At 36.0% G+C, this 17,446-nt stretch carries 18 protein-coding genes and 1 pseudogene; 18 read left to right on the forward strand and 1 reads right to left on the reverse strand.

Annotation, left to right across the window (positions count from 1 at the left end; all coding sequences use genetic code 11):
• Positions 1 to 105 precede the first annotated feature (105 nt).
• The 17 genes and pseudogenes from fabZ to J2S00_RS11055 form a co-directional block, all read left to right on the forward strand.
• The gene (gene fabZ / locus J2S00_RS10975) at positions 106 to 540 is read left to right on the forward strand and encodes a 3-hydroxyacyl-ACP dehydratase FabZ (RefSeq protein ID WP_307339420.1); all 435 of its coding nucleotides are present in this window, start codon (positions 106 to 108) and stop codon (positions 538 to 540) included.
• Between the two features lie 433 nt (positions 541 to 973).
• On the forward strand, positions 974 to 1,723 hold the full coding sequence (locus tag J2S00_RS10980; RefSeq protein WP_307339423.1) for a YveK family protein: 750 nt from the start codon (positions 974 to 976) through the stop codon (positions 1,721 to 1,723).
• Positions 1,713 to 2,408, forward strand: coding sequence for a CpsD/CapB family tyrosine-protein kinase (locus J2S00_RS10985; RefSeq protein WP_307339425.1), 696 nt, complete (start codon positions 1,713 to 1,715; stop codon positions 2,406 to 2,408). The genes J2S00_RS10980 and J2S00_RS10985 overlap by 11 nt, the downstream gene beginning before the upstream one ends.
• A gap of 252 nt (positions 2,409 to 2,660) precedes the next feature.
• Positions 2,661 to 3,440, forward strand: coding sequence for a tyrosine-protein phosphatase (locus J2S00_RS10990; protein WP_307339428.1), 780 nt, complete (start codon positions 2,661 to 2,663; stop codon positions 3,438 to 3,440).
• A gap of 262 nt (positions 3,441 to 3,702) precedes the next feature.
• Positions 3,703 to 4,590: a UTP--glucose-1-phosphate uridylyltransferase GalU gene (gene galU / locus J2S00_RS10995; protein ID WP_307339431.1), complete on the forward strand. Its 888-nt coding sequence runs from the start codon at positions 3,703 to 3,705 to the stop codon at positions 4,588 to 4,590.
• 15 nt (positions 4,591 to 4,605) lie between these two features.
• Entirely contained in the window at positions 4,606 to 5,298 is a 693-nt protein-coding gene (locus J2S00_RS11000) for a sugar transferase (protein ID WP_307339434.1), read from the forward strand.
• Between the two features lie 112 nt (positions 5,299 to 5,410).
• A complete protein-coding gene (locus J2S00_RS11005; protein ID WP_307339437.1) occupies positions 5,411 to 6,763 on the forward strand; it encodes a flippase in 1,353 nt (450 codons plus the stop codon).
• Positions 6,729 to 7,913: a hypothetical protein gene (locus J2S00_RS11010; protein WP_307339440.1), complete on the forward strand. Its 1,185-nt coding sequence runs from the start codon at positions 6,729 to 6,731 to the stop codon at positions 7,911 to 7,913. The genes J2S00_RS11005 and J2S00_RS11010 overlap by 35 nt, the downstream gene beginning before the upstream one ends.
• A gap of 14 nt (positions 7,914 to 7,927) precedes the next feature.
• Positions 7,928 to 8,737, forward strand: coding sequence for a protein kinase domain-containing protein (locus J2S00_RS11015; protein WP_307339444.1), 810 nt, complete (start codon positions 7,928 to 7,930; stop codon positions 8,735 to 8,737).
• Between the two features lie 17 nt (positions 8,738 to 8,754).
• Positions 8,755 to 9,657: a glucose-1-phosphate thymidylyltransferase RfbA gene (gene rfbA, locus J2S00_RS11020; RefSeq protein WP_307339447.1), complete on the forward strand. Its 903-nt coding sequence runs from the start codon at positions 8,755 to 8,757 to the stop codon at positions 9,655 to 9,657.
• The gene (gene rfbC, locus J2S00_RS11025) at positions 9,654 to 10,199 is read left to right on the forward strand and encodes a dTDP-4-dehydrorhamnose 3,5-epimerase (RefSeq protein ID WP_307339450.1); all 546 of its coding nucleotides are present in this window, start codon (positions 9,654 to 9,656) and stop codon (positions 10,197 to 10,199) included. The genes rfbA and rfbC overlap by 4 nt, the downstream gene beginning before the upstream one ends.
• Before the next feature lie 14 nt (positions 10,200 to 10,213).
• The gene (rfbB, locus tag J2S00_RS11030; RefSeq protein WP_307339453.1) at positions 10,214 to 11,233 is read left to right on the forward strand and encodes a dTDP-glucose 4,6-dehydratase; all 1,020 of its coding nucleotides are present in this window, start codon (positions 10,214 to 10,216) and stop codon (positions 11,231 to 11,233) included.
• A complete protein-coding gene (gene rfbD, locus J2S00_RS11035) occupies positions 11,226 to 12,083 on the forward strand; it encodes a dTDP-4-dehydrorhamnose reductase (protein ID WP_307339455.1) in 858 nt (285 codons plus the stop codon). The genes rfbB and rfbD overlap by 8 nt, the downstream gene beginning before the upstream one ends.
• Positions 12,084 to 12,362: 279 nt before the next feature.
• Positions 12,363 to 13,283, forward strand: coding sequence for a glycosyltransferase family 2 protein (locus J2S00_RS11040; RefSeq protein WP_307339458.1), 921 nt, complete (start codon positions 12,363 to 12,365; stop codon positions 13,281 to 13,283).
• Between the two features lie 15 nt (positions 13,284 to 13,298).
• Positions 13,299 to 14,519 carry an O-antigen polymerase gene (locus J2S00_RS11045; RefSeq protein WP_307339461.1) on the forward strand — a complete coding sequence of 407 codons (1,221 nt, stop codon included), beginning with the start codon at positions 13,299 to 13,301 and terminating at the stop codon, positions 14,517 to 14,519.
• A gap of 21 nt (positions 14,520 to 14,540) precedes the next feature.
• On the forward strand, positions 14,541 to 15,524 hold the full coding sequence (locus J2S00_RS11050; protein WP_307339463.1) for a glycosyltransferase family 2 protein: 984 nt from the start codon (positions 14,541 to 14,543) through the stop codon (positions 15,522 to 15,524).
• Positions 15,525 to 15,685: 161 nt separating this feature from the next.
• Positions 15,686 to 16,160 (forward strand): annotated as a pseudogene (locus J2S00_RS11055) (transposase); the annotation flags it as partial.
• Between the two features lie 150 nt (positions 16,161 to 16,310).
• On the opposite strand, the gene J2S00_RS11060 reads toward J2S00_RS11055, so the two are convergent.
• Positions 16,311 to 16,808: a hypothetical protein gene (locus tag J2S00_RS11060; RefSeq protein ID WP_307339466.1), complete on the reverse strand. Its 498-nt coding sequence runs from the start codon at positions 16,806 to 16,808 to the stop codon at positions 16,311 to 16,313.
• A 205-nt stretch (positions 16,809 to 17,013) separates the two neighbouring features.
• Here J2S00_RS11060 and J2S00_RS11065 point away from each other — a divergent pair.
• A partial coding sequence (locus J2S00_RS11065) for an IS1634 family transposase N-terminal domain-related protein (protein WP_503128584.1) occupies positions 17,014 to 17,446 on the forward strand: 433 nt, incomplete at its 3' end.

Below are 17,446 nucleotides of genomic sequence, written 5' to 3' on the forward strand. Positions count from 1 at the left end.
AGTTTGTACGCCTGTGAAGGCTTTATACCATGGCAGATCAACCTGATTTTGGCCTAAGGCTGTTAAGCTGAAATTGGCCTGGACCTGTAGAAAGGAGAAGTGGACATGCTGGACATTGAACAGATTAAAGAGATCATTCCCCACCGTTATCCCTTTTTGCTGGTGGACCGCATCCTGGAGGTGGAGGAAGGGAAGCGGGCTGTAGGTCTCAAAAATGTAACAGCTAATGAGGCATTTTTTAACGGCCATTTTCCCGGCTACCCGGTGATGCCCGGGGTGCTGATCGTGGAAGCTCTGGCCCAGGTGGGCGCTGTGGCCATTCTCAAGAAAGAGGAGAACCGGGGACGCCTTGCCTTCTTTGCCGGGATTGACAATTTCCGCTTCAAAGGGCAAGTCAAACCGGGCGACACCTTGCACCTGGAAGTGGAGCTGACCCGCGTGCGCGGCTCGATCGGCAAAGGGCACGGGGCAGCCACAGTGAATGGGGAAGTGGTGGCTGAAGGCGACCTGATGTTTGCTCTGGGAGAGAAGCAAGGTTAATATGGCAACCGGCAAATTGAACCTGGTATCTTAACACAATCTTTACACTGCTTTTAACCGTCCTTAACATCTTTTGGGGATAATCAAAGTAAAAGATGATCTCCAAAGGGTGGAACGAATGGAATGTGTGGAAGGGATTTTAAAAGGGTTACTGTTGGTGTTGCCGTTCTGGCTCATTGTGGGGATTGTTGTGGTTGTGATCATATTACTGTAAAAGCACAGGCATTTAGCTGATTCCGCCTTGGGGCGGATTTTTTATATCCTAAAGCCTTCGCGGAAAAAGCAGATTTATAGGGGTATTTGTAGATCAATCGTACAAATTGTGAAAAAGTGACTAGAAAAAACGGAGGAATTTGTTTACAATGGATATGAGTGTTGACAAGCAATCATCATTAATCCTGCTATGACAATGGGAAAGAGTTGGAGGCGCGTTATGGAGAAACGGGAAGTGCAAGAGCTAGATTTAAGAGAATTGTTTGCTATTCTTAGCAAAAGATTGCCTTTGATCGGCATTATTACTGCGGTTGCGATTCTGGTGAGCGGTCTTGTCAGTTACTTTGTCATTACACCGCAATATGAAGCCACAGCAGAGATTCTGGTTAACCAGAGCCGGCCTGGCAGTGAAATTAATCAAGGAGATATTCGCACCAATCTGGAATTGATGAATACATACCAAGTGGTGATTAAAAGTCCGCGCATTTTAGAGCTGGTCATTGAACGTTATAATCTGGACAAGACATTTAACGAACTGAATGAGCAAATTAACGTCAGTGCCGTACGTGACTCCCAGGTCATGTCGGTCTCCGTCACCGATCCCAGCCCTGAACAAGCAGCTTTTATTGCCAATGCAGTAGCGGAAACGTTTCAGCGGGAAATTGTCAACTTGATGAATGTAGATAATGTACATATTATGGCTGAAGCCAAGCTGCCAGACAAACCAACACCGGTCAAGCCAAAACCGTTGCTCAATATGGCCATCGCAGGTGTCGTCGGTTTGATGACCGCTGTGGGACTGGCCTTCTTACTGGAGTATCTGGATAATACTATCAAGACTGAGCAAGATGTGGAACGCATCTTGGGACTGCCTGTCTTAGGCACCATTGCCCACATGGAGGAACCGACTGCCCATACAGCCAGAGTGCGGCACAGCCGGAAAGTAGGAGGAGAACAAATTGAAGCCTAGACAATCTGCCACTAAACGACGCTCACTGATTACCTTGCAGGATCCCAAATCACCGATTTCGGAAGCGTTTCGCACCTTAAGAACCAATATCCAATTTGCCAGTGTAGATAAGGAACTGCGTACTCTGATGGTGACCAGTACCGGACCAGGAGAAGGAAAGTCCACCGTTTCAGCTAACTTGGCTATTACCCTGGCCCAAGCAGGCAAATCTGTTCTTTTCATAGATGCAGATATGCGCAAACCAACGGTGAATCATACCTTCAGCTTCCTGAATAACGAAGGTTTAACCAATGTACTGTCCGGTGGTGCGACACTGGAGGAAGTGATCCGCACCGATACGGATGTGGAAGGGTTGGAAGTGCTCACCTCAGGGCCCATTCCGCCCAACCCGGCAGAGCTGCTGGGCTCTAAGCGGATGAAAGCGCTTATTGAAGAAGCCCAAACGAAATATGATGTGGTGCTGTTTGATACACCGCCGGTTATTGCCGTAACAGATGCGCAGATTCTGGCGAGTCAAGTAGATGGTGTGATTCTGGTTGTCAGTTCGGGGAAGACGAATCAAGAACTGGCCGTGAAAGCCAAGGGTTTACTAGAAACAGTACAAGCGAATATTATCGGCTGTGTCTTAAATAACCGCAAGCTGTCCAATAATAGTCACTACTATTACTATTATGGGGAGCGCTAGGTTTAGAAAAAGTTCTGGCCATGACTGAAATTTTAGCCGTGCAACTCTATTGCTTATGACTGGAGGCTAAAATTTCTCTTTTTATTAAGCGTATATTAACTCGATTCGACATTATTCGACATCATTCGCTATGGAAATATTTTGCTAAGGCAGATATAATATATTTCATAGTACAAAAGTTTATATTTTATAGTACAAAAGAACTTATTTTTATCATATATTGGATCTTGACTGTGGGATGGGGTGGATAACATGTTTGACTTGCATAGTCATATCTTGCCTGGCGTTGATGATGGTGCCCAAAGTTTGACAGACAGCTTCGCCCTGGCCAAGGAAGCAGTGGAAAACGGCATTTCAACTGTATTTGCCACACCCCATCACTTGAATGGTGTGTATACCAATCACAAGCAAGATGTGCTGGATCTTGTCGATTATTTGCAAGCCGAGATTGACAAACAGGGCATTCCCTTAACGATTCTTCCTGGACAGGAAGTACATATCTACGGGGAGATCGTCAAAGACTTGCAGCTGAACACCTTGCTAACTTACAATGATCAGCAAAAATATCTGCTGCTGGAATTGCCTTATGACCATGTTCCTGCCTTTGTTGACAGAGTGATTTACGAGATTCTCTTGCAGGGCATTATTCCGATTATTCCCCATCCTGAACGTAATCGGAAGATTCGGGAACATCCGGATCTTTTGTACAAGATGGTCAAGCAAGGAGCCATGTCCCAGATCACGGCGGCCAGTCTGGTTGGGAAGTTTGGCTCAGAAGTACAGAAATTCTCTTTACAATGCATTGAGCATGGCTTGGCCCATGTGATCGCCTCAGATGCCCACCGGGCCAGAAAACGGGGGTTCCATATACAGGAGGCGTATCAAGAGCTGGATCGTGAGTTTGGCCCCCAAGTGGTCTATGATTTTAAGCAGGCTGCCGAGAAGATAGGCCAAGGTCAGGAACTCTACGTAGAACCTCCGCAACGGATTCAAACCAAAAGGTCCTGGTTTGGCTGGCTGAAGCGGAAGTAACCTAGAAGGATAGAAAAGACGTTAAGGATAGAAGGGTAAGGCCTGCTGTACCCTTATCACTGCAGGCACTCGGCCACGCTGTGGGTTGAATCCGGGCGGGCTCAACCTTAGGCGCAAGTCGCCAAGGGTGTGGTTAGGGGATTAAATTCCCTAAAGAGTCTTTAGTTATGTTGCTTGGTAAGGCAGTGTAACTAAGGGCTTTTATACTTTTTTAGCATGGCTAATAAATCGATAATAAACACTATTGGAGGGGCGGTAGGTTTTGAAAAAAGTACGCAAAGCTATTATACCGGCAGCAGGTTTGGGCACACGCTTCCTGCCAGCAACAAAAGCGATGCCGAAAGAGATGTTACCGATTGTAGATAAACCCACCATTCAATACATAGTAGAAGAAGCCGTAGCCTCCGGAATTGAGGATATTATTATTGTCACCGGTAAAGGGAAACGGGCCATAGAGGATCACTTTGACCATGCCTTTGAATTGGAGCAAAATCTGCTTAAAAAGCAAAAGTTTGATTTGTTAGAAGAAGTACAACATGCATCAAATTTGGTTGACATTCATTATATTCGTCAAAAAGAGCCAAAAGGTTTGGGTCACGCAGTATGGTGTGCGAGAAAATTTATTGGAGATGAACCGTTTGCTGTTTTATTAGGTGATGATATTGTTCAAGCGGAAACACCTTGTTTGAAGCAATTAATCGATGAGTTTGAGAAAACACAGTATTCCATCATTGGAGTTCAAACTGTGCCGGAAAATCAGACTCATCGCTATGGTATTGTGGAATACTCATCTCAAAACGGAAGAGTATATGAGGTTTCCAATATGGTAGAGAAACCTCCGAAGGGAACAGCACCTTCTAATTTAGCTATTATGGGAAGATACATTTTAACACCTGAGATTTTTACATACTTAGACCAGCATGAAATTGGTGCCGGCGGCGAGATTCAGCTGACGGATGCGATTCAAAAATTAAACAAGACTCAGAAGGTTTATGCTTATAACTTTGAAGGTAAACGCTATGATGTTGGGGAGAAGTTAGGTTTTATTCAGACTACCATTGAGATGGCGTTACAAAACAAAGATTTAAGAAACAGTCTTCTGAAAATCTTAGAAGATGTTTTAAATAGAGAGAAGGTAGAGAAGTTATAGAGGAGAGATTTAAAAATGCACCCTTCAAAAGCAAGTGCTTATAATCATATTCGAAAAGATGAAATAGAACAACCAAAAGAAATTATCGTAGTTAACGATAGTAAACTGTATCTAATCAGTAAAAGGATATTAGATGTGTGTGGATCATTAATAGGTTTAATACTGCTTGTACCATTGTTTGTTACAGTTTCAACTCTTATCAAAGTAGAGGATCCAAAAGGTTCTGTCTTTTTTAAACAAAAACGTGTTGGTAAGAATGGAAAAGAGTTTTACATGTACAAGTTTCGTTCTATGGTAACAAATGCTGAAGAACTCCTTGATTCGCTAATGCACCGTAATGAAACAACGGGTCCAATGTTTAAAATAAAAGATGACCCTCGTATAACAAAAGTAGGAAAGTTTATCAGAAAAACAAGTATTGATGAACTTCCTCAATTGTGGAATGTTTTAAAAGGAGATATGAGTTTAGTTGGTCCTCGCCCTCCTTTACCAAGAGAGGTTAAAGAATATACAGATAATGATAAGCAACGTTTACTCGTAACACCAGGTTGTACAGGGCTATGGCAAATTAGTGGGCGGAGCGAAATTGGTTTTAAAGAGATGGTTGAGTTAGACTTGAAGTATATATCCAATAGAAGCTTATATATGGATATTAAAATAATCATTAAAACCATAGTGATAATATTAACTGGTAAAGGAGCTTACTAATAACAATCTTTTTTTGGTTCCCCATCTTATCTAAATCTAATCATATCAAACATTTATTAAACATTTGTTAATTCATTGTTAAAAAATCATTAAATTAAACAAGGGAAAGGCTATGCTAAAAAGTATATTTAAGCTATTAAGTAATAGTATGCTATATAACGCAACCTATTCGTTTCTAATTAAAGCAATTGGTGCCGCTTTAGGCTTTTTTTTAAATATATTATTAGCCCGTATATTAGGTGCGGAAGGGATAGGGATTTATTTCTTAGCAATTTCTATCATAACCGTGTGTACTGTCATAACACGGTTAGGATTAGATAATGCGTTATTAAGATATACGTCTCTTTGCTATTCAAATAATGATTGGCAGGGTATAAAGGGACTTTATAAGCTAATGTTAAAGATCACAACTTTTTCTTCGATATTGGTAACTTTAATTATGATCTTTATTTCAGATTATACATCTATGTGGATTTTTAATGAACCTGAGCTAGGATTTGTTCTTAAGATAATGTCGTTGTCTATTTTGCCAGTTTCATTAATTAATCTATATGCTGAAGTTTTAAAAGGGCTAAATAAAATAAAAACAGGAATGTTTTTACAAAGTGTTTCGCTCCCTTTGATTAATGTTATCTTAATAATGATTTGCTATACAATTATAAATATTAACGTTAACCATATTGTGCTCATCTATGCTATTACAGCGTTTATAACATTATGTATGTGTGAGTTAATATGGTTAAAGAGTTTACCTCAATTTGTTAGGAAAATAAACGGTTTTTTTAATAGGGATGAATTATTACAAACCAGTATTCCGCTAATGTGGGTGGCTTCGCTTAATCTAGTCCTAAGCTTCATGGATACGTTTATGTTAGGCTGGTTAGGGACTTCAGAAGATGTGGGGATCTATAATATAGCTGCTAAATTGGCGTTTTTAAGTAGTATGATTTTAATAGCAGTTAACGGAGTTTTGAGCCAAAAATTTGCAGTGTTTTGGGGAAAGCAGAAGTATCAAGCACTTGAAAAACTAGCTCAATTAAGTACTATGGTAATGTCAGTAATTTCTTTTGTTATTTTACTTGTGTTTTTGTTTTTTAATAAACCTATACTTTCACTATTTGGTCCTAATTTTATAGACGGAACTTATGCTTTAGTTATATTAGCAATTGGTCAATTTGTCACATTATCAACTGGTCCTGTGGCTTCACTCCTAATGATGACAGGTTATGGAAGATTCCATAGGAATAATGTGCTATTAAGTGCATTTGTTAATTTAATTTTAAACTTATGTTTGATACCCATATATGGGATAAATGGTGCCGCTGTTGCAACAGCAATATCATTAATGGTGAAAAACGTTTTAGCGGTTATTTTTGTTAAGAAAGAATTAAAAATAAATGTCTTTGATAAATGGATATCAATATTAAAAAATGGTTGGTGTTATTATTATGGGCGCAAGAAGTGAATTACATTTGTTTATAATTTGGGAAAATGCAAGATACAAAGAAAATAAGATTATAGAGGATATAAACCATAAGTTAAAAATATTAAACATTTATGAAATTAAATGGAGCCCAGGTAATTTTGCTAAAAATTTATCTCGCTTTTATGGCACAAAGTTACCTGACGGTTCTTTTAAAGAAAAACATTGTGGGAGAGGGCCCTTTTTATTAATTATTGTTGAAGATACTAATCCTAAATATAGAAAAAGAAATACATCAAGGGGTACAGAAATAGTAAATATAAATATGTTCGATGCAAAATCAACATATAGGGATTGGACAGGCGGTGGACACAAAATACATGCTACTAATTCAATTCAAGAAACAAATCATGACTTAACTTTGCTGCTAGGAAAAAATGCAGAGGATTATAAAAAGGATTATAACACGGAATGGAACGGAGAAATTACGAAACTTCAAGAAGATATTATCGGCGCTAATGGGTGGGACAATATACAACAACTCTTTTATGTGTTGAATAATACAGTTAATTATGTAGTATTAAGGAACTTTGAATGTTTGCCGGAACAGTACAATATGAAGAATCATGGAGATATTGATTTATTAACGGATAATTACTATGATTTATGTTGGATTACTAACGCAAAGAAAGTATTTAAACCGAAGTACAGAGTTCATTATAAAGTAAATATAGGTGGTGAGGAGGTTTACTTTGATTTTCGGTATCTAGGTGATAATTATTATGATATCAATTGGCAAAAGAAAATATTAAGTAATAAAGTATTGATGAAAAACTGTTTCTATGCACCAGATTATGTTAATTATTTTTACTCATTGTTATACCATGTAATTGTACACAAAAAAACGGTAGCAGATGATTATGCAGAAAGACTGTGGTTGATGAGTCAGCAAATATTAAACAAAGAGTATGATTATACCTACTTTAAAAATATTAACTTTCTAAAGAGTATATTAGATAGTTTTATGATAAAGAATAACTATCAATATAAAGAACCTGTGGATCGATCTGTATATTTTAATAACAATTTAATTAAAATAAGGATATCATTAGGAAGAAAGCTTCAAGAAAAACTCATTATTCCTATTAAAAGACGTCTAAAACCTGTCAAGCAATTGATCATTAAAGACTGATTATGGTGGGTATTATGAAGTATAAAACTTTAAATGATATAAAAACAATAATTGCGACAAAAAAGGGTGTGCTAAAAGAAAATTTTAAGTCAGCATTGTGGTATGTAACAAAATACAAAGGTTTTAGAAGAGACTTAAGTCAAAAATTTGGTATAGAAAATATAAGACCATATAAATTCTTATCTTGGCATCATAATTGTAATTACTTTATAGGAGAAAAACCAAATAAGGAAAAAATATTTATAAAAACAGGGGGGATTTTCAATTTAATTCAACGTGAATTTGAAGTTATTAATTATATCTCTAATTATGATCCATTATTTTATAAACAACACCTTCCTCAGGTAGAACTTATCGGAGAATGCTGCGGTGAAAGTTTTATAGCTGTTAAATTTATAGAAGGAAAAACATTAGATAAAATGCTTAAGGAACACATAATAACAACAAGTCAGAAAAAGATGCTATTAGAACAATTTATCGAGAGCATAAACTTATTGCATTCAGTTGGTATAGTACATCGTGATATACGACCGGCTAATATCATAATAACTGGCAAAGAGAAATTAAATCTTGTAGTAATTGATTTTGCCTTTTCTGTTAGCGTTGAATCCAATAGATTTCCAGAAACAGAATATGTCAAGAAAAATAAAAGATACATATATCATTTGGGTGATGGTTTTAATCCTAGTTTGCTTACTTGGGACGATGCCTATTCGTTTAGAAAAATAGCTTTATTATTTGGTAATGATTTCAGAGAGGAATACTCCGCACTATTTAAGTCTATTGAGGAGAAGATAGGTAAATTAGTATATAAATTTCATTAATCTGGGAGTGTTGTTGCATGAAAGGAATTATTTTAGCTGGTGGTAGTGGCACTAGATTGTATCCGCTAACTAAGGCTATTTCAAAGCAATTGTTACCCGTATATGATAAGCCAATGATTTATTATCCATTGTCTGTTTTAATGTTAGCGGGAATAAGGGAAATTTTAATTATATCAACTCCAGAAGATACCTCTAGATTCCAACAATTACTTGGAGATGGCTCAGACCTGGGACTTTCTCTGGAATATGCAATACAACCATCTCCAGATGGATTAGCCCAAGCTTTTTTAATCGGAGAAGCTTTTATTGGTAAGGATAACGTCGCTTTAATCTTAGGAGATAATATATTTTACGGTCATGGGTTTACCAAAATATTAGAGCGGGCGGTCTCAAGAAAATTTGGAGCTACTATATTCGGCTATAATGTAAAGGATCCTCAGCGCTTCGGAGTGGTTGAATTTGATAAGCATGGCAAGGTTATTTCTATTGAAGAAAAACCAGATGTACCTAAGTCATCTTATGCAGTGACCGGTCTCTATTTTTACGACAAACGTGTTGTTGATATAGCAAAGCAAATAAAGCCTTCATCTCGTGGAGAGCTGGAAATTACGGATGTTAATAAAGCCTATTTAGAATTAGGAGAACTTCATGTTGAGTTACTTGGACGGGGCTTTGCCTGGTTGGATACAGGAACTCATGAATCTTTGTTGGAAGCGTCAATGTTTATTGAAACAGTAGAAAAACGGCAAAGTTTGAAAGTTGCCTGTCTTGAAGAAATAGCATTTAGAAAGGGTTATATATCTAAGGAGCAGTTACTTGAACTGGCCGTCCCCCTTCAAAAAACAGAGTACGGAAAGTATCTATTACAGATAGCAAATTTAGAAACTGGTACAATAAATGAAGAAGGAGTATTAACATGAAAATAATCCCTTCAAAGTTTGAAGGTGTAGTTATCATTGAGCCGGATGTCTATGTTGACCATCGGGGTTTTTTTATGGAAAGCTATAATGATAAAAAATATAAAGAGAGTGGTTTGGAATATCATTGGGTCCAGGATAACCATTCTCTATCTGTTCAGGCAGGCGTGATTAGAGGGCTACATTACCAGTTAAACCCCAAAGCACAATCTAAACTGGTAAGAGTAGCGACTGGTGCCATTTTCGATGTAGTAGTTGATATTCGTAAATCTTCACCTACGTTTGGTCAATGGATTGGAGTTATATTAAGTGAATCAAATAAGCGTCAACTTCTTGTACCCAAAGGATTTGCTCATGGCTTTTGTACGCTTGTACCAAATACACAGGTTCTGTATAAAGTAGATGAGTATTACTCTCCTGAACATGATCGTGGAATAAACTGGAATGATCCTGATATTGGTATTGATTGGCCCACTTCAACACCAATTTTGTCTGAAAAAGATAAAATTCATCCGTTTCTGAAAGACGCAGAGATTAATTTTTAATAGGGGAGTCGAAAATGAATATTCTTGTAACCGGAGGAGCAGGTTTTATTGGCAGTAATTTTGTTAGGTATATGCTAGATAAATATAAAGACTACACTATTGTTAATGTGGACTTGCTTACTTATGCAGGTAACTTGGAAAACTTAAAAGATGTTGAAAATAATCCCAACTATCATTTTGTCAAGGGTGATATATGTAACAAAGAATTATTATCTTACCTAGTAAAACAGTTTGATATAGATGTTATCGTTAATTTTGCGGCAGAGTCACATGTTGACCGCAGTATTACTCAACCTCATATTTTTGTAAAAACTAACGTGTTTGGAACACAAACTTTGTTAGAAGTTGCTCACGAACAGAGAGTGGAGAAATTTGTTCAGATATCTACTGATGAAGTGTATGGAACATTAGGTGAACACGGCTATTTTACTGAAACTACACCTTTGGCCCCAAATAGCCCTTATTCAGCGAGCAAAGCTGCTGCTGACTTGATAGTACGTTCATACTTTGAAACATTTAAACTAGATGTGAACATTACGCGTTGTTCAAATAATTATGGTCCTTTTCAATTCCCTGAAAAATTAATCCCTCTTATGATTTCTAATGCGTTGGAAAACCAAAAACTTCCAGTTTACGGGGATGGAAAAAATATACGTGATTGGCTTCATGTTAATGATCATTGTTCTGCAGTTGATTTAGTTATTCATTATGGACAGCCGGGAGAAATATATAATATTGGTGGGCATAATGAGCGTGAAAATATTGAGGTTGTAGAACTTATTCTTGAAAAACTAAATAAGCCGAAAGCTCTTATACAATTTGTTACAGATAGACCAGGACATGATAGACGTTATGCCATTGATCCAGCAAAAATAAAAGAACAATTAGGTTGGGAACCAAAGTATTCATTTGAAAAAGGTATTGAAGAAACAATTCAGTGGTATGTGGATAACAAAGACTGGTGGAGAAGAGTAAAATCGGGAGAATACCAGAAATACTATCAGAGACAATATGGAGAGAGACTCTATGAATAAAAAAGTCTTGGTAACTGGTGCGAACGGTCAACTAGGATATGATATGATCAAGGTGTTTAATAGTAAAGAATTTGATGTAGTAGGTTTTGGAAAAAGTGAACTGAATGTAGCCAATCAGGATTTAGTAAATGAAATAATTTATAATGTTAAGCCTGATATTGTCATACATTGTGCAGCATACACAAACGTTGACCAAGCTGAGACTGAGCCCAATAAGGCTTTTTTAGTCAATGCCATTGGCGCAAGGAATATAGCGGTGGCGACAGAGAGATTCGGAGCCAAATTAGTATATATTAGCACGGATTATGTATTTGACGGGCAGAAAAAAGAGCCTTATCATGAATTTGATCAACCATGCCCTATTAACATCTACGGAAAATCAAAATTAGCCGGAGAGCAATATGTACGTGATTTTCATTCTAGATATTTTATTGTCCGGACCTCATGGGTATATGGAAAAAATGGCAATAACTTTGTAAAGACTATGCTAAAACTTGCTAAAGAAAAAAAAGCCCTAAAGGTTGTCAATGACCAAAAGGGATGTCCAACTTACACTGTAGATTTAGCAAATGTCATTCTTGAGCTAGTCAGATCTGAAAAATATGGGATATATCATGTAACCAATAGTGGTTCTTGCACATGGTATGAGTTTGCAAACACAATTTTTGAACATGCGAACATAAATGTTAATGTGGAGGCATGCACAACAAAAGATTTTCCTAGGCCTGCTATGAGACCTGCGAACTCAATTCTTGATCATTTGAGCTTAAGATTAAATGGGTATAAGGAAGTACGTCATTGGAAAGATGCTTTACAAGATTTTTTATTTACTGTCAAAAGTGAGGTATAATGAAGATAATAGGGAAACAGCTATTTATAGCTATTATCATTTTAGAAAAAGATTCATGGCTAATTTGTATAAAAAATCCGTAGTAAATTGGCGGAACAAAGCAATACTCAATTACCCCATCATATGTTCTAAATTATTCCATGATAAAGGTATCACAAAATGTAAGCTCCATCGCTTTTTCTAATTTTTCGTTCTGCCATCCTTTCTTCTTCAAAAAGCGAATTAAGATCGCTTTTTTCAATAGCATTTTTTAACTTAGATGCGAATAGGATGAGTATGATGAGGACAATATCCGTATTAATCCCGACTTATAATGCTGAAAAACATATCTGTCAATTACTAAATGGTATTACTAATCAAAGATTAAATGAAAGTGGTAGACTAGAGATAATTATTGTTGATTCATCTTCCACAGATAAGACTATTAAAAATGTTATAAACAATTTCCCGGGTGTTAAAGTATTTGTTATTGATAATAAAGATTTTGATCATGGAGGAACAAGAAATTATTTAGCATCTTTAGCATCTGGAGAATATCTATTGTTTATGACTCAAGATGCTATCCCATTTGATAATAATCTCATAATTAACCTTATATCTGAATTTGAAGATAACAGAGTTGATATTGTGTATGCTAGGCAAATACCTAAGCCTGATGCAAGCCCCATAGAAGTATTTTTAAGGGAATTTAATTATCCTGATAAAAGAATTGTAAAGGACAAAAACTGTCTCAAAGAATTAGGTATTAAGACATTCTTCAATTCAAATGTGTGTAGTATGTATAGGAGATCTACATTTAACTCATTGGGAGGATTTCCCGAGAATATTATTCTGAATGAAGATATGGTTTTAGCTGCAAAGGTTATTCTTAACGGAAATAAGGTTGTTTATAATAACAAGGCAAAAGTATTTCATTCACACAATTATACTTTACCGCAACAATTTAAAAGGTATTTTGACATAGGGATGGCTTTTGAACAAACAAAATATCTGCAAAAATACGCTTCAAATGAAAGAGAAGGTTTTAAGTTTTTTATTAATTTATTAGGATACTTAATTAAGAATAAAAAAATTAATAAATTACCTTATGCTTTTGTTGAGACATTATGTAAATATATAGCTTACATATTAGGACGAAAGCATTATTACTTGCCAAAACAAATTAAGGTAAGGTTATCTGCTTATACAAGAAAAGAATAAACCTTAATATCTAGGGTGATCATCTTGCTTATATTACTAATATGTATATTAATCTTTTTTGCCCTTTTTAGTTACATTATTCATAGACACATATTTAACTTTCAAACGATTTTTTTAGGTATATGGTGCGTTATATTAATATTATATTCTTTTCAGCTAAGTTACTTACTAGAAGATTTATCACCAAAAACCTTGTCATACATGATGTTAGTTTTTTTGTCTTTTGTAATGGGGTATTTTTATATTTTTACTCTAAACTTACCTAGTTATAAAAGAGTAAGATCATTAAAGCCAAACTTTAGCAAAATAAAGATAAGGATTAATGAGATCTTTTTGGATATAAGTTTTTATCTAATTGTAATTATTACAATTATACAAGGAATATACAGCGGCGGATATCCTATTATATGGTTGGCACTAGGAGATCATAAAACATATTTTGATTTTGGAATTCCTACATTTAACGGTTTGTTTTTGAGCTTTTTATTATTTTATAGTATGCTACTTTACATAGAACTCGTTAAAAATCCTCGGAAAAAATACATTTTATATTTTATTGGGGTAATCTTAATACCAATTATTATTATCAGTAGGCAGGTATTAATTACACTTATTATCCAATTAACGATTATACATCATTTATATATTAGGAGAATTAATTTTTCTCGACTATTACCTGTAATTATTTTAGTGATTATTTTATTTGGTGTAGTGGGTAACTTTAGAACAGGTCTAGATAATTTTTTATACATATCGCAATATAAAGGTGAACAGATGAACTATTTCCTTTCGGGATTTTACTGGGCATATATATACCTTACAATGCAATTGGCTCATATAAATAATTTGATAACTTATATAGATTTTGACTATGGTTATGGAAAATTTATGTTTGAATCATTTTTACCAACTGTTTTTCTTGACTTCTTCTATTCTAATGTCACCTATAGTAAACCCGTGTTCTTAGTTCATCCCAATTTTACGGTCTCAAGTTATATGACCTCCCCTTTTTTAGATTTTGGGATTTTAGGTTTATGCTTTTATACCTTTATCATTGGAGCACTAAGTTGCTATGTTTATCATAATTTAAGATTAGAAACGACAGCCAAAAATTTTATGATTTATGTAGTTTTATTGCAGATAATAATGATGTCATTTTTTGTTGATTTTTTGCTATATCTCCCTGTTTCATTTCAATTTTGTTGGATTTTAGTATTAAAGAAATATTACCAATAAGCCATAACCGGAGTGTTATCTATGAATTTTGAAATTGGAACTATAGACATAATTATTGTCAATTATAATACTAGAAATTTAGCTGATTTATGCATAAGTAACTTACTAAAACTTGATCTAAAATTAGAAATAATTTTTATTGATAATAACTCTTCAGATGGTTCGTACCAATATATTAAAGGTAAATATGGGGGGAAAATAATATGTGTACAAAATGAACGAAATGTAGGTTACAGTGCTGCGGCCAATAAAGGAATACGAATATCTAAAAGTAAATATGTTATAGTTCTTAATACTGATGTATTATTGACAAAGAAATTTATCATTAAAACTGTAACATACCTAGAGGAAAATACTCATGTTGGAGCTGTTTCAGGTAAGCTAATCAAGTATGATTTCAACAAAATGGAATCATTAAATGTTATTGATAGTACCGGTATTGTTGTTTATAAAAATATGAAAATGGAGGATAGAGGGCAAAATGAGACTGATTTAAATAAATACGATAATAATATAGAAGTATTTGGAGTGTCTGGAGCTGCCCCTGTATTTAGAAAAAAAGCCCTAGAGGATACTAAAATATCAGGAGAATATTATGATGAAGATTTTTTTGCTTATAAAGAAGATATAGATCTGTCTTGGAGATTAAGAGCTTTTGGATGGGAATGTCATTTCGTTCCAGAGGCAGTTGCTTACCACGGTAGAGCAATAAGTAGATCGATAAGTATTTTAAATATGAAAAGGCATAGAGAAAAGCAATCAGAATTTATTAGAAGGCTCTCTTTTATAAATAGTTATCTTATATTAATAAAAAATATGGATTCTAGAAATATAATAAGGATTATACCTAGAGAATTATTAAAACTAACTTATGTAATAATATTTGAACCTCGATTATTAAAAACCATACCTACAATTATAAAATTAGGGAAAAAAATGTTACAAAAACGTAGGTCCATAAGAAGGAAGATCAAAAATAAGAGTAGTAAAGTATTTTTTGAGTAGGATTTGTCAATAAAAATTTTATTATAATGTTACATGAATCAATTTCATAAATCTGAGCCCAACGGGCTCAAGGGATTTTATGAATAAAAAAAGGAGTACCTCCCCAAATCTGAATAGAGTAATTGTCCAAGAAAACTCTAGAGATTGGGGGATGACTCCCTATGTCTATTATACGACAAAGAAGTCTTTTTGACCTGCAAGAATTATACAATCTTGAACCCACCCATCGTTTTGAAGCTGTATTTTCAACAATTGATATCGACCCTATTTTAGCTATAGTCAGTAAGAAGTCGTGTTACGGTGCTCCTGTTCAGCTGAATTATCCTGCGATGGTTTACTCCCTTGTGGCAAGAATTACTGAGCGAATCCCGACGATTAAAGATTTGGTTCAACGTCTCAAACACGATTACATCTTTCGTCTTGACTGTGGTTTTCTTTTATCCGATGCCATTCCATCGGAAGCTTCCTATTCAAGAATGATCACTAAGATTAGTGAGACCAATGTCCTAGAACAAGTGCATCAGGCGATATCAGAAGGATTTATTAACGATCATACCTTGGCTATCGATGCAACACACATAGAATCTTGAGACCGAGCTTCTTCTAAAAGAAGAAAAACTTGAGAAAAAACCTAAGAACCTAGATTCCGCGTCATTGAATTTGGAATGAAATGTTTTCCATAATACGATGTTGTAGAGCTTTGGTATGTTCGACATCTTCTAATCGGAACTATCATTTAGCACCATCTTTAGACATTGAAAAAACCAAATAACCCCTTTCAGTGCTTTAGACACGCGTGTTTTCGACACCATTCCCGCCTTTAAGCTGCGTATAAATGGCGGGACCCATCCCTAAGAGAGTTAATATACGTTCAATTTGGGACCGAAGGTTCTCCGGTAATAGACGGATGGTTTGCCCATTTTGCTCCATCTGCACGATCTGTACTGTGTCCAATATTTCCAGCACTGCTTCACCGGTGGGACGAAAGCTTGCGCGACCACCCATCAATTCCAAGGGTTCCTTTTCTTTAGCCATCTCGCGGCGGATCAGGTATTCAAAAAGACTGTAAATCATGACACTGATCATCATGATGTAAGCAAATGCTTCAACCCACTCGGGCTTGGACAAATAGATACTGCCAACAAAATAAGGGTTCTTGAGAAAACGGAAACGGTTTTCAACCGTCTGCTGTGCTTTATACCCTTTTAACATGTCTTCATCCGTCAGCTTTTCCTCATCCATTTCGTTGGTGATCAGAATAAAAGTGGACGCTTGTTGGTGCAACTGCTTCAGTTGTCCTTCTAAAGGCGGTTGAACGCTGACCCGAGTTCGACAGTTTGAAACCTTTTTTGGACAAACAAAATTTACAAAATGCTTTTAAATCAAGGCAGATTCGGATGACTACCCAGAAAAATGGCGAGATTTTCATAGGCACACGTTTGTTAAATTTTTGCTTTCCATTTTGTTGTTTATAGGGTATAATATAGGCATGTACATACGTCGAGTCACTCGTAAAAACAAAGATGGATCTGTCACCGCTTATCTTCAACTTGCTCATAACGAATGGGATCCGAAGGCCAAATATTCAAAAGCGAAGGTGATCTATTCTTTCGGTCGGGAAGATGAATTTGACCGTGCGGTCCTGGAGCGTCTGGCCAAAAGCATTTCGCGATTCCTTTCCCCTGAGCAAGCATTTGAAGCCAGGGATGCGATTGGAGAAACAGCCGAATTTTTGTTTCAGTCTTACAAACGCCTGGGCGGCGTTTGGATGCTGGATCAGCTCTGGCGCAAATTAGGGATGGATCGGATTCTTCAGAAACTGTTTGCTTCTCGCCATCACCAGCTGGATATCGAACGGCTGATCTTTGCCATGGTGGCCAATCGCGCCCTGGCCCCATCCAGCAAATTAGCCATGGAAGATT

This window comes from Caldalkalibacillus uzonensis (genome assembly GCF_030814135.1).
GTDB lineage: Bacteria > Bacillota > Bacilli > Caldalkalibacillales > Caldalkalibacillaceae > Caldalkalibacillus > Caldalkalibacillus uzonensis.